This window comes from Pseudoalteromonas sp. SG44-17 (assembly GCF_014164235.1).
Classification (GTDB): domain Bacteria; phylum Pseudomonadota; class Gammaproteobacteria; order Enterobacterales; family Alteromonadaceae; genus Pseudoalteromonas; species Pseudoalteromonas rhizosphaerae.
The window spans coordinates 22,302-34,487 of record NZ_JACJEV010000029.1 but is presented as its reverse complement, the minus strand read 5'-3'; the positions used below and the strand labels follow the sequence as shown (position 1 = coordinate 34,487).

Annotated in this window: 16 protein-coding genes; 6 read left to right on the top strand and 10 right to left on the bottom strand. The window is 37.8% G+C overall.

Annotated elements, in window-relative coordinates; all coding sequences use genetic code 11:
* The first annotated feature begins 148 nt into the window (after positions 1-148).
* The 6 genes from traL to H5182_RS17260 all read left to right on the top strand — a co-directional run bounded on the left by traL (position 149) and on the right by H5182_RS17260 (position 5,435).
* Complete coding sequence (gene traL, locus H5182_RS17285) at positions 149-448, top strand: type IV conjugative transfer system protein TraL (RefSeq protein ID WP_024595919.1); 300 nt, start codon at positions 149-151, stop codon at positions 446-448.
* 11 nt (positions 449-459) lie between these two features.
* Complete coding sequence (locus tag H5182_RS17280; protein WP_182758839.1) at positions 460-1,110, top strand: TraE/TraK family type IV conjugative transfer system protein; 651 nt, start codon at positions 460-462, stop codon at positions 1,108-1,110.
* A 9-nt stretch (positions 1,111-1,119) separates the two neighbouring features.
* Positions 1,120-2,187, top strand: coding sequence for a type-F conjugative transfer system secretin TraK (locus H5182_RS17275; RefSeq protein WP_182758840.1), 1,068 nt, complete (start codon positions 1,120-1,122; stop codon positions 2,185-2,187).
* The gene (locus H5182_RS17270) at positions 2,184-3,542 is read left to right on the top strand and encodes a TrbI/VirB10 family protein (protein WP_182758841.1); all 1,359 of its coding nucleotides are present in this window, start codon (positions 2,184-2,186) and stop codon (positions 3,540-3,542) included. The genes H5182_RS17275 and H5182_RS17270 overlap by 4 nt, the downstream gene beginning before the upstream one ends.
* Complete coding sequence (locus tag H5182_RS17265) at positions 3,542-3,982, top strand: hypothetical protein (RefSeq protein WP_182758842.1); 441 nt, start codon at positions 3,542-3,544, stop codon at positions 3,980-3,982. Before H5182_RS17270 ends, H5182_RS17265 begins: the two co-directional genes overlap by 1 nt.
* A gap of 478 nt (positions 3,983-4,460) precedes the next feature.
* Positions 4,461-5,435 (top strand): hypothetical protein, encoded by a 975-nt coding sequence (locus tag H5182_RS17260; protein ID WP_182758843.1) that lies wholly within the window; start codon positions 4,461-4,463, stop codon positions 5,433-5,435.
* Positions 5,436-5,661: 226 nt separating this feature from the next.
* Here the strand turns inward: H5182_RS17260 and H5182_RS17255 are convergent, their stop codons facing one another.
* The 10 genes from H5182_RS17255 to H5182_RS17215 all read right to left on the bottom strand — a co-directional run bounded on the left by H5182_RS17255 (position 5,662) and on the right by H5182_RS17215 (position 12,185).
* Positions 5,662-5,904: a hypothetical protein gene (locus H5182_RS17255; RefSeq protein ID WP_182758844.1), complete on the bottom strand. Its 243-nt coding sequence runs from the start codon at positions 5,902-5,904 to the stop codon at positions 5,662-5,664.
* 9 nt (positions 5,905-5,913) lie between these two features.
* Positions 5,914-6,045: a hypothetical protein gene (locus H5182_RS22395; protein ID WP_259398326.1), complete on the bottom strand. Its 132-nt coding sequence runs from the start codon at positions 6,043-6,045 to the stop codon at positions 5,914-5,916.
* 330 nt (positions 6,046-6,375) lie between these two features.
* Positions 6,376-6,807, bottom strand: coding sequence for a hypothetical protein (locus tag H5182_RS17250; RefSeq protein ID WP_182758845.1), 432 nt, complete (start codon positions 6,805-6,807; stop codon positions 6,376-6,378).
* A gap of 143 nt (positions 6,808-6,950) precedes the next feature.
* A complete protein-coding gene (locus H5182_RS17245) occupies positions 6,951-8,399 on the bottom strand; it encodes an SH3 domain-containing protein (RefSeq protein WP_182758846.1) in 1,449 nt (482 codons plus the stop codon).
* A gap of 435 nt (positions 8,400-8,834) precedes the next feature.
* Complete coding sequence (locus H5182_RS17240; RefSeq protein ID WP_182758847.1) at positions 8,835-9,365, bottom strand: single-stranded DNA-binding protein; 531 nt, start codon at positions 9,363-9,365, stop codon at positions 8,835-8,837.
* A 77-nt stretch (positions 9,366-9,442) separates the two neighbouring features.
* On the bottom strand, positions 9,443-9,739 hold the full coding sequence (locus H5182_RS17235; RefSeq protein ID WP_182758848.1) for a hypothetical protein: 297 nt from the start codon (positions 9,737-9,739) through the stop codon (positions 9,443-9,445).
* A 97-nt stretch (positions 9,740-9,836) separates the two neighbouring features.
* Positions 9,837-10,634, bottom strand: a complete 798-nt coding sequence (locus H5182_RS17230; protein ID WP_182758849.1) for a hypothetical protein — start codon at positions 10,632-10,634, stop codon at positions 9,837-9,839.
* A gap of 11 nt (positions 10,635-10,645) precedes the next feature.
* Positions 10,646-11,077 (bottom strand): hypothetical protein, encoded by a 432-nt coding sequence (locus tag H5182_RS17225; RefSeq protein ID WP_182758850.1) that lies wholly within the window; start codon positions 11,075-11,077, stop codon positions 10,646-10,648.
* Between the two features lie 111 nt (positions 11,078-11,188).
* Positions 11,189-11,365, bottom strand: a complete 177-nt coding sequence (locus H5182_RS17220; protein ID WP_182758851.1) for a hypothetical protein — start codon at positions 11,363-11,365, stop codon at positions 11,189-11,191.
* Between the two features lie 28 nt (positions 11,366-11,393).
* Complete coding sequence (locus H5182_RS17215) at positions 11,394-12,185, bottom strand: PRTRC system ThiF family protein (protein ID WP_182758852.1); 792 nt, start codon at positions 12,183-12,185, stop codon at positions 11,394-11,396.
* Position 12,186 lies beyond the last annotated feature (1 nt).

The window sequence follows — 12,186 nt, the reverse complement described above, 5'->3', positions numbered from 1 at the left end:
TTTAGTTTCCCTCCTTAATATAAGGCTCATTTTGAGCCTTTTTTTTTGGTCTAAATAATTAGAGGTATCAAATACACCCTCTCTAATTTTATGCATTCGTTTTTATACGGTAAATAATAGCGAATACATTTTAATGAAGGACAAACCAATGTCAGACAATCCTTTTCAATACAGAATGCCAAAACGCATTAACGAGCCACTAACTCTCATACTGTGGCCAATGCACTACGTACTTATGCCGATCATGTGTTTTGGCTTTGGCATATTAATCAACAAACCAATGGAATTGCTTACTTTTGGTTTAATTTGGTTTTTCACATTGAAATACACAGAAGAGCGTTACTCACGAGGGTTTATTCTTCATTTCCTATGGTGGCATGGCGCTTTGCCTTTTTTGAAAAAAAGTAAATATATACCTGACCCATATAGTCGTGAATATTTTCAATAGGAACTCTTTAGATGAAAAGAAGTGAAAGCAAAATTTTAAAATCCGTTAGCGAGATTAAAAAAAATCAAACTAAAAACACAATTATTCAGTACGGTCTACTTGCCATTGCAGGGGTATTAGCTTGCGCATTGGCTTTTAAAGACACTGAAGTAATCGCCACGCCACCTAATTTCACACAACCTTTAGTCGTTGCAGGTAATGTAGCCAATAAAGAATATAAATTACGATGGGCAGTTGCGGCAGCGTCGATAGCAGGGAACTTATCGAAGGACAATGCTGATTTTGTATTGAATCAACTGGATAGCATGCTTTCACCTTACTTACGGCAGCAAATATTGCCATCACTAAAAAAAGAGGTCCAAATTTTAATAGCACGGGATGCAGAGCAAACATTTGTTATTAAAGACGCGATTTACGACCCAGTAAAGGACTTAGTTTGGATCTGGGGTGACAGGACTATCAAACTAAAAGCAACGGCCAATAATATCAACTTACCTCAAAGATGGACGTATGAGTTCAGAATTAAACCTTTCTCTGAACGTGCAGCTATTACGCATTTTAACTCATACAAAGGTCTGCCAAAGAACCGTGATGTTGAATATCTGGTTGAAGAAAACCCTATGTTAACTGCTGAGCTTAAAAAAGTCATAAGTGACGATTAAGGAATGAAAATGAAACTAATAAATAAAATAACAGCATCTATCTGTTTATCACTGAGCTTAATGCCGGCAGTCTATGCGCAAGACGAAGGGTTAGACATACCAATACAAACAAACTTTGGTAGAAAACCAATGAATGCAACACCGGCGGGTCAACCAGCTTACAACGGTGCCGCTGAATTGCGCGCTGCAACTAATAGCTTTGTACCTAGTGAAACTAATAGAGCAACGTCGAACGCTCCTGTAAGTAAAAGTAGTAATGAACCTGATTTCTTACAAAAGGTGAAACAAAGTTTTAAACCAGAACAATCGTACAATCTAAAGCCGGGAAGAAACATAGTTATTCCAGTCGGACAGGGTTTTAGTAATGCCATACGCACCAACTTTAGAAGTTTATCTGTTAAAACGAGTGCCAACGCAGAGCAAGCTTTACTTGAGGTTGAAGATGGCCACTTGTATGTGACGTTACGAACAATGCAACCAATTAGTTTATTACTATCTGAAGACGGTGTTATTGAATCTGAAATTTCTATCGTATTAGTACCAATGGCTTCACCACCAGCCATGGTAGATATTGATATAGATATGCCAGCTGAAATGACGTTAAAAGCGCTGAATCATTTTAACGAAATGGAAAAACAGAAAAAAATTGATAAAGCGACTCTTGAAGCGCAAAACGCACCGGTACTGCGTTCATCAAGTTATCAAAAGAGTATTGTTTCAATATTAAAACCGATAGCGCAAGGTAAGACACCTGCTGGATACTCAATAACAAACGATATACCAAATTACCTTAAACATCCGTGCCGTATAGCTATATATCATGAAGCGGGCCAGCGATTAAGTGGAAGCCAAGACTTTATTGATGTAGTTCTCGTACACAATGATAGTGATCGTGTTTACCAAGTACGTGAAGAAATGTGTCTAAATGATGGTGTTACATCGGTTGCGCTATATCCAAAGTCCTATTTACAACCTGGTGAAGAAACAGAGATTTATATTATTCGTAAACTGAAAAAGGCAAGTGCGGACTCATATGGTCAGACTAGACCACGCTTAACAATGGGGGCAGGTGAATGATGCAGGAAAAGATAAAAACCTATATTGAAGACAATCCATGGTTACGCAAGGGCATTCTTGGAGTCATATTTCTTGTTATTCTTTGGTTTGTAGGTGGATCACTGTTTACAGATGACACCATGAGTGAACAGCAAGTAGAGAGTCAATCCGTTACATCAATTCTGGGCCTATCCGACACACTAGGCACAATGGATCAACGCGAAGCAGAAGGTATTGTAGATGAAATGAAAGTACGTCTAGCCGATAAAGAGCGCGAGATGGAGGCTAAGTACAACAAAGACGCAGAAAACCTTGAGCAATTGAAACTTTCAATGCAGCAAATGCAAAATGAGATGTTTGAGCTGAAAAGGAAGAACGCTACGAACACAAAACCAATTGATATAAGCACTAAGCTGCCTAGCAAACAGTTTCAAGTACAAGGTGAGCCAGTCAGTTACAAAGCAGATCAGCAAAACCAAAATGTACTATATAGACCGCAAACTGAGATAATAACGCAATCACCGCAAATTAAAGGCAACGTTATTAGAACAATTACTCAACGCAGTATACGTGAAGTGCAGCGCTCTGGTGAAGTAACTATAAGTGATATTAAAGTTCAGCGTTTGACGAATGACAGTCAAAATGTAGACGATAGTCGTGAAGGACAAATTGCTAAAAGTAATGACGAAAGAAACCCGTCAGCAAAAGGGGATAAAGGTGAATTTACATTAGCAATGGGCTCAATATTATCGGGCACGTTAATTAATGGTGTTGCGGCGCCAACCAAAGTAGGTTCACAAGATACACCAATCCCTATTTTACTTCGTGTAAAACGCGAAGCGATTATGCCTAACTTTTTCTCACTCGATATACGTGAGTGTATGGTCCTTGGTGCAGGTATTGGTAACCTAGCAAGCGAACGTGTTGAAATCCGTGCAGAAGCAATTTCATGTATTACCAATGATGGCCAAGCCATTGAAAAATCATTAACGGCTTATGCTGTGTCTAGTTCAGATGGTTTAACCGGTATACGTGGCACGGTAATCGAGCGTAGTGGTAAAGCGATAGGTAACTCTATCAAAGCAGGCTTTTTGTCAGGTTTTGCAAGTGCAGCTGCCCCGCAGCAAGTACCTTCGATTAATACTGAGCTTTCTGCATCAACAGTATGGCAAAGCCAAAACCTAAACCAGTACGCTGGAGCAGGCATAATGGAAGGTGCAAGTAGCGCAATGGAGCGTGTAGCTTCATATTACTTAGCAATTGCTGAGGCTATGTGGCCTGTTATAGAGATTCCAGCAGGTATTGAAGTAGATTTCTTAGTTCAGAAGGGAATGACCTTACAATTGAACCAAGACGATATTAAGGACCTAAAATAATGGCCGGTTATTTAGCAAAACTAATTTTAGCCTCCAGCATTGCTATTTTATTATTGGTAAGCGTTAAAACTTACCAACAGACAAAACAAATAGCTCAGCTGCAGCAACAAGTAAGCAAAAAACCATCTCAAGTGATCGCCTTAAATGGTAAGCGATTAATTGATAAGTTTATGCGTGATGGAAACACACAAGCGGAGTCAATGGAGGCTTTCGCGCTATTAATAAAAATGATGGAGGATGAGGGAGTATTAATTATTGATAGTAACCAAACAATAACTGCGCCTACAGACAAGCAATTTAAAGATCTGCGCGTAAGCGATATAAACGCAATGGCTAAAGATAAAGGTATAAATATAGTTAAGTTTCGGGATGAAATAATTGAACAAGCAAAGAAGGAAGCGGACAAAATGATAAAAGAGTTAGAAGCACTACAAAGGTAGATTTAAAAAGGCCAAATACCCAACGGAGAGTAGTGTTGGATACTCGGCCTAACCCTTGAGAGACATAATACGTATTTCGATATTTTAGGCTACTGATTAGAAAAGGGTACAAATGAGCATAAAAAAGTGATCATCATTTGTGAATTATCTTGATCTAACTATTTAAGCGAAGTATCCTTTGCCCGAATTTCGATAAATAATTGAATAATTAACATATAGTTAAGGCTAAGCACAACGAAGAAATAACAAAAAAATAACATTGCTAAGCAATAGAAAAACAAAACCGACATAAAAGTCGGTTCTAGAAAGGTTTTATATTTATGTAATGTTGTAAGCAACCAGCGCCAACTGGTAAGTCCCACGTAACTCAGGACAGCTTATAACTACATAAAAATAAGGTCAAGGGCTTTTTTGGCTAAAATTTAAGTTATAAGTGTTTTTTTATGAAAATTACTCTATCTGATCGTAGTGTCATCCCATGAGCGACACTGCAATAACGGGTCGCTCTGTGCATAGGCATTTGACTCCGCATTTCGATTTTAAAGCTAAAAATCCAATTGCGAAGCTCCTTGTTGCTCGCATTGAAATGCATGATTTCAAACTAAATACGTTCTTAAACAAAGCGCGATACGCTGGTGGCATTGTAAATCTTGGTTTCAGTAACCTCGTACTCGCGGCGCGAACTAACCGTATGCGAATAGAAAGAGAGCAAACCCTTCGCGAAACGATGAAGGCGTTAGTTTACTGCGCCTCATACAAACCCTATTCAGATTCACTATTTGAAATTAAAATGTCCATTAAAGCTTTGGCCAAAATGGTTAATCAACTTCACATATCAGGGCCAACAGCCAAATACCGCCATGGCCGTGAAAACTACAACCCTGTAATTAATGCATTAAAGGATTTAGCTGCTGCAGGATTGGTCATGCTACAACAGAATTACAGCGTTAAACTAAAGCGCTATCAAAGTATGCGTATCTTCATCACCCCTGAGTTGTTCACATCCCTTGGTATCAATAAAAAAACCGTTAAAAAGCTTATAAACTCACAAAATAAGCACGATATTAAAAATGGATTTGATGTAAATAAATCAAATAGAATAGAGCATTTACGCGCGCAAAATAATGCGGCCATACAAGAACACGACAGCCATAGCTTAAAAGCATTTAAGGCCCGCCTTAAAAATGAATTCAATGTTCCTGACGATATACGCGAGATGAAAGAAAAGGTAACGTCGCTGATTAAAAAGAAACAAAAGGAAGTTGGGAGCGAACAAAAACCAGGGGCCAATCCACAACAGGTGTTTAACCGGTTAGTTGTAAAATTGAATGTGCCTGCGTTTAAAGTTTATGAATTAGAAGAAAACATAAAGCAAGAACATCCCTATATTGAGAAAGCCTCCCCCCCTTACTACGAGCTGTTAATAACATTACTAAAAGAAAGTCACCTATAACCAATTAGGTGAAAGCACACGGCTGCCCAGCCATCAATGACCCATCAAAAAACACCCGATTTCAGAAAAAACCAACCCATAAATACGAGTTTAATTATTTCTTAATGATACTAAAGTTGAGTGCTATTATTTTTGAACAATTAATTGGGGGATTTTTTAACACACATACTTAAATAAATTTATTAGAGCTGGTTTTTAAGCCCAGCATCTAATTTAACTGTTAAAACTATTCACTATCATTAATAGACATCACTACTAGATTATCTGGATCTGAATAGTAATTTGAAGGTAAAGTACCATCAAACTCTAACAGAAAATCGACATCGTCAGAATTAACACTGTTATCTTGATTGGATAATAGAACACCAGATTCACGCATTTGCTCATCAGTTGCAGTATCAGCAAACATTGATGAGCTAGTAGTAATCAAGAAAAACACACCCATTAAAATTACGAAGAAAATAATCATTGAGTTCTCCTAGTGAACTGTTGGTTTAGTAAAGCGTTCAGACTTAGCTTTAATTGATTTGATTAATTCTTGGCTAGACCCTTTAGTTAAACCAAGTTGCTTTTGCGCCTCAAGTAAACGTTTGTTGAAAAGTGATTCCATTATATTAAAAGCCAGTTGTGAGTTGATGAAATAATAGTATCAACATTCAATATTTGGGCTACTGATTGGAAAACAGTTACTGAAAGGGTTTCTGGTAAGTATTCGGTTACCCATAGTCGAAATACTATTTGGTCCACTGAGCTATGTTGACAAGCTTATTGAGTTATATATTGAAATAGGGCGTAATCTTGATTATTGAAAATGCTGGAAAAGAATACCAGGCAAGGACATACACATTAATGCACTGATATTAGTCAATGAAAGTATAGTATCGAGATAGGCAAAAAAAATGCGCTGAACAGCGCATTTGATTACATTGAGTGGTAGATGTTATTTATTAAACTCTAATTTACGCTTCAGCGCGTTAAAGCCTTTTAAAGCATTAAAGGTAATTGCTTTGCGGATCGGCAGTGAAAAAGACATTAACGGTAAACTTAATTCATTGTTTTTGTTTAAGTAGTGCAGCTTAGCACCCAATAGATAATTGAAAACTATGTATATATCTTGATGATAAGCATCTGTCTTAGAACAATAAATTACCCGGTGAAAGATAGAGCTTTTATTATCAACAGAATGGTGTGCATCACGGACATTAAAAACATTAACTGGTTCGCCACAGCACTCACATGAAGTGGGTCTAGCTATTCGTACCTGAACACCATTAGCACATGCAAAACCTATGTTAGCGCTTCTGTTACTTTGGAACGATTCTTTGATTGGTTGAGCTATCAAGCTCTCAACTTTACTCTGTACTTTTTCCATTCTAATTCTCTTGTAATACTTACTGGTAACTCGTTGTTGCAGAATAATTTTAACTTAATAATCAGGAAGTGAAAGTGTGATTCGCTTCATCAATTGTAAAACAACGATACTGGCTGAAAGTGTATAATAGCGTGCACTTATATTTAGTCGTCATAATCAAGGGCTCGTGACATAACAAAACCAGCAGTGCCATCATGCACCACCTGGGCCCAACCCCAATCATCCAAACCTATTAAAGTAACCTCATCACCAGCATCTAAGCTACCGATAACATTGCTTTGTGGGTGTGCATTATCTCTAAAGTTAACAGGTCGAGTAATAACTGCAACGACCTTTTGAATATTTCGATCCATTGGCTGAACTTTAACCTCTTCATCGATTTCAATGTCATTCTGTAACTCTAAAACATCATTTTTACTGGTTTCAGTTTCGCTCTGTGACTTTATATCAATCAAGTCAGTTTCAATGGCAACAGGGGCAGGAGTGGCCATTGGTCGAATATCTTCATTGACTTGCGCAGCATTTAATAAAGATTGCTCTGCAAAGCCATAAACACCTAGTTCATCTTCAACAACAAACACACTGCCGTTATGAAGTTCATCTACAACATTGAAACGTGCGCCACCCATAACTAGGACTGGGGGAAGTGCGTTATCCTGCACGATTGACGCGACATAAATATCTTTTTCGGTCGTTATTACTTTTTTTGAATCAAGTATTAAGTTTTTGTAAGGTAATGCTCCATCGACATCATTTGAAATTGCCTGTGTTAGTAGTGGCCACGCCTTGCTGTACGACTTGTAATGATTGATGTAAAACTTAGCCAGGGTGAACGATGCGTTATTGTCGCCCTCTGAATGCAACTTATTCAGAATTGATTCTATGAAAGGGTAATCTGCACTGATGAATGTTCCTCTGTCATAGAGTGATACTAAATCAGTCATGGCGTCTTTATTACCATGTTTGGCAGCGACTTTAAGCCACAAAATAGCAGGAGAGGCATCATTCAACGGTTGTTCTGTATCAAGTTTTAATAATTCTGAGGCGTAGATGTATTGCGCGGAATCATTTCCCGCTTGAGCGGCTGCGATAAGCGCTTTTTCAGCTTGTTTTGTTTTCCCTTCACGCTTTTCTAAAATGTATAGATTTAGGTAGCCAAGTGCATCCCCTTTTTCACCTGCTTGAGAATACAAATTTCGCGCTTCAATCAAGTCATTTTGCTGCTCTTTAATATAGGCCATGTTGACTAACGACTTAACATACCCATTATTAGCTGCATCTTGGTAAGCGATATAGGCTTTTTCTAAGTCTACCTGACCGAAAACACCTTTTTCATACAACACGCCCACCATGAATTGTGCTTTTGGGTTACCTGATCTAGCTGCGCGTAGTATTAATTCAGACCCTTTTTCGGTTAAATCACCCGCGACACTCACTTGCTTTGTTAGCATTAACTGGCCAAGCAAAAGTTGGGCTGAAGTATCACCCACACTGGCTTTTTGCTGTAAGTCAGTGATTTCGTTTTGCTCAATACTCAGTGCGCTAAATGAGATTGCAGCCAGTAGGCTCGTGTAGATTAACTTCTTTAACATTATTTACTCCGCTTATGAGATGTATAAGCGTATTAAAACGTTTTTAATCTAGGAAGTTAAAAAATAGAGATACCTAAAAAGGGGTGTGTAAATTTAAATGTTTGATATTTGATATTTGATATTTGATATGGAATAGATGGGGAAATGGCGCACCAGTGGAGAGTAACCAATTCAAAACTGGCGCGACACCAAAACTAAAAGTTTTTTCTGCTCAAACCCTAGAGCAGATTTTCATTTTACACAACATTCCTTTTAATTCAATGTGAAAAATGAGTATTTCAACACAAGAACAAGGATAATTATTCTGTTTATAAATAATCCTTGTTCGCCAGCATCTTATTAGGGGGGAAACTTATAAGAGAATGATACAGGACTAAATTCGGGTCGCCGGTAGGTATTAGAAAAAAGAGTGCTCAGTGGCACTCTTTGATGGTTTTACTCAAATTCTGAGTTAGGTGCAAAGCCTTCCCCATGCATTGCCTGATATTGATTGCTAGGTCTTGGGGCGCTCTTGTGTGGTTCTTGTTGCTGAACTCCCGCGCTTTTCTGTTGAGATTGGTTATGAGTAGTGGGTGCAGGTTTATTATCTTGGTGTTGATCGTCAAGTTCGTTTGCATTGTTATCGGTGTAAGCATGATCTTTCTTTTTACCATCTAAAAACTTGATAGTGTGGCCTTTAATATTTTTATGATAAATTTTACCTTTCACTGAATTATTCTCAATAGAAGTGCTTTGCTCACCGAGTACAAACACCAAACTCCCTTTTTTTAGGTATGTATTTATATTTTCTGCCACTGAACCTGTAAAAAAAACATCATGGCTTTCAGTTTTTTTCTTATTCTCACCATCGCTTTTGTAATATGTATTTGTACCGATACGAATATTAACGATAGCTGTACGTTGCGCTGTATAACGAAGAATCGGGTCTTGGAATAAGTTACCTAGAACTAGCATTTGATTGAACATAATAAAATTCTCTATAAAGTTTATTGGTGTATTTGGTTATTAAAGCATCATTTACATTTCTGGCTACTAAGCTAGATTTACCCTCTGGCCTTTTTATAATTCTGGAATGTGGCTGATTTCATTTCTGCATTCAATAGACAGCGTTCTGCTATGAAATAAAGGCTAATAAGCAATAATGCATATTTAACGCTCTCTTTAAATACAGCAAAAACATACTGAGTTTCGTTGATAGCGACATTTGCATCTGTTTCAATATGAACTGGGGGAAGGATAGATAACCAAATAAACATAATTGACGCTGTTAAGATGATCGTAAAGCAGGTTGCAGTAATAAAAAACCTTACAAATCTATATATGTAATTTAAAATACTCATTCGTTTCTCTCTCGAAGTACAAAATAATTAAACGTAGTTTTACCTTTATTGAGTGAAAGTGAAAAAAATAGAGAGGGTCAAAACACCCTCTGTAAATTTATCCCACCAACTCAAAACGAGTTTGACTTAGCTCAGAGAAATCATAATAGGTTGAGTAGTTGCCTTCTGGCTTTGCTGTGCCCTCGATAGAAGCTTTAGTAATAAGCGCATCATCATGCAAATAAATACCCTGTAGGCCATTTAATTTAGCGGTCGTTATATTTGAAACATCATGAGCAAAGAGATCTGCAGGATGGCCATTAAGCATGTAATCACGCCCTCGAAGTAATACATGATTTATTAAACCTTCCGCAATGGCGCTATGTGTTATATAGCTAGTTGTATGCCTAAGCTTTAAATAAGAGCCTATAAAGTAATAGAGTGAAGGTACATTGTAGTTATCTCTTGCCTCATACCCACTTGTGCAAATACTGATTGAAGAACTCACACTCAACCCAAAGTCTGTACCAAAGAACTGAGTCGCTTTCTCTAAAAATGTTTCATCTTTGCGTACTGAAAAAGAAGATAATTGCTTTGTTACTGGGTCTGGACACATTGAGTCAGCGAGTATATTGATAGCTGCCGATGCTTGAGTGATTATGCTGATAATGTAATCTTTATCACTTAACGATACCGCTTTTCTAAATTCACTGCGTTCACTTACGCTTTTGGCCACTACCTTTAATTCTGCCAGCGCATTTAATGACTCGCGTTCCACCAGCTCACTCACGAAAGGGAATTGCTCAAAGCGATGGTTATTATTCAAGATCAACTTCATAAAGTCTCTATGCAGTAAGATATTAGCCAATTGCAGGAGTGATATTTTCATTTCTTTTGGTGTTTTAATGGCAAGCATTGGGTAATCCTCTATTGATAGCTGGTGGTTGAAATATCGCTTACAAAAGCCATGAACGAATTGCTTTTGTATTCACAACCCTCAAAAGTGACTGCACTAGGAAGCTTACCTAAAACATGAAAATAGCTACGCGCTTTACGTCTAATGTGGCAAATTGCATTTTTAGGTATAGGGTCGCTTATGTCGCCTTCACGTAAATTAGCTTTAATGCGTAGAAAATTAATTTGAAGTTTCTGCTCAACCGCTTTAGCTTTTGTATAAAGCGCGCTTAGTTCAGGGTACATTTTCAACAGGGCGGTACTGTGACGATGTTCTAGCGGTATGCGACTCTTAGCATGTAATCGAACTTTCATGCTTGTACGCTTTGCGTCAGCGACTTCATTGTGTAAGTCTGGAATGGTTTTAATACGAGCACGGCGCTCTTGGTAAGTATCTATTTTCATAATGACAAACCTAACTAGATTGAATATGAGTTAAGTTTGCCAGAATAAGATAATCGCGCTACTGATTGGGAATGGGCTAAATTAAGATGCAGAACACCTACAGAAATGGATTTAGAAATTACTGAGTGAAAATGATTCTAAATAAATCTCTTGCGTACCAAACTTTGAAACCGCCTCTTTTGCCGCCAGTTCCAGAGCATAACCAACACATTCCCCTTGAGTATTAACTGTTTTACGAATATCTTTGCCACTTTGTTTACAGATGAAAATAAAACTATAACTTTTCATTTCATTGTGTGCTCCCTTCATCACCAAATTAAGTGCGCTTATCAGTGAAGCCAAACATTGTCCAGATTTCTGGGGCGATTGGCAAGGCATTCACAGTAAAAGATTTTAAATCAACTAAAGCGCCATGCGCCCTAATTTCACCTTCACGGACTAACTGCCAAAATAGCTGCGTCATTTGCAATGCTATTGCATTATTTATACCGAGCGTTTGTGATCTCATTGCTTCAACATGCGAACAACTTTCGGTCGCAATATACTCCTGTGTTTTAAGCTGATCTGCATATAAGTCAAAAACAGAAGGTAAGCGACTGTATGGTAGGTCTTCTCTCTGTTCATACGTACCAAGCACTACTTGCCCATCTGCCCTGCTGTTCCCACCATCAATCCATAAAACTTCGCTGTTTAGCCGCTTTTCTAAATGCTCACCCACGGTGACACGCGCAATTGGATTATCGACACATGTAAAAACTACACAGTTATTGGGAATATACTTGCCTATATTTTCGGGAGTTATTCGTTTAACTACGTACTTCCACTTTAAGTTACCAAACGTATTAAAGCGTTCAATGAGTGTCTTTGCTTTTGATAAACCGAGATCAAAATGGTAGAACGACTGCCTCCCTAGATTAGTGGGACTAACTACATCATCGTCAATTAACGTTACGTCTAGGCCAGCACTACCTAATTCCATTAATGTGTAATTAATTTTGAAAATTTGGCTTATTAACTCAGAACCAGTACCACCAGCACCAATAATTACAACTTTAGTTTTTTTGTTTTGAAATTCATTATCCGTTAGCCATTGCGGTGATTTATACATT

Bases quoted from the DNA above. Each gene is read 5' to 3' on its own strand.
- traL (WP_024595919.1), top strand. From the start codon at position 149: ATGTCAGACAATCCTTTTCAATACAGAATGCCAAAACGCATTAACGAG.
- H5182_RS17280 (WP_182758839.1), top strand. From the start codon at position 460: ATGAAAAGAAGTGAAAGCAAAATTTTAAAATCCGTTAGCGAGATTAAA.
- H5182_RS17275 (WP_182758840.1), top strand. From the start codon at position 1,120: ATGAAACTAATAAATAAAATAACAGCATCTATCTGTTTATCACTGAGC.
- H5182_RS17270 (WP_182758841.1), top strand. From the start codon at position 2,184: ATGATGCAGGAAAAGATAAAAACCTATATTGAAGACAATCCATGGTTA.
- H5182_RS17265 (WP_182758842.1), top strand. From the start codon at position 3,542: ATGGCCGGTTATTTAGCAAAACTAATTTTAGCCTCCAGCATTGCTATT.
- H5182_RS17260 (WP_182758843.1), top strand. From the start codon at position 4,461: ATGAGCGACACTGCAATAACGGGTCGCTCTGTGCATAGGCATTTGACT.
- H5182_RS17255 (WP_182758844.1), bottom strand. From the start codon at position 5,904: ATGATTATTTTCTTCGTAATTTTAATGGGTGTGTTTTTCTTGATTACT.
- H5182_RS22395 (WP_259398326.1), bottom strand. From the start codon at position 6,045: ATGGAATCACTTTTCAACAAACGTTTACTTGAGGCGCAAAAGCAACTT.
- H5182_RS17250 (WP_182758845.1), bottom strand. From the start codon at position 6,807: ATGGAAAAAGTACAGAGTAAAGTTGAGAGCTTGATAGCTCAACCAATC.
- H5182_RS17245 (WP_182758846.1), bottom strand. From the start codon at position 8,399: ATGTTAAAGAAGTTAATCTACACGAGCCTACTGGCTGCAATCTCATTT.
- H5182_RS17240 (WP_182758847.1), bottom strand. From the start codon at position 9,365: ATGTTCAATCAAATGCTAGTTCTAGGTAACTTATTCCAAGACCCGATT.
- H5182_RS17235 (WP_182758848.1), bottom strand. From the start codon at position 9,739: ATGAGTATTTTAAATTACATATATAGATTTGTAAGGTTTTTTATTACT.
- H5182_RS17230 (WP_182758849.1), bottom strand. From the start codon at position 10,634: ATGCTTGCCATTAAAACACCAAAAGAAATGAAAATATCACTCCTGCAA.
- H5182_RS17225 (WP_182758850.1), bottom strand. From the start codon at position 11,077: ATGAAAATAGATACTTACCAAGAGCGCCGTGCTCGTATTAAAACCATT.
- H5182_RS17220 (WP_182758851.1), bottom strand. From the start codon at position 11,365: ATGAAAAGTTATAGTTTTATTTTCATCTGTAAACAAAGTGGCAAAGAT.
- H5182_RS17215 (WP_182758852.1), bottom strand. From the start codon at position 12,185: ATGTATAAATCACCGCAATGGCTAACGGATAATGAATTTCAAAACAAA.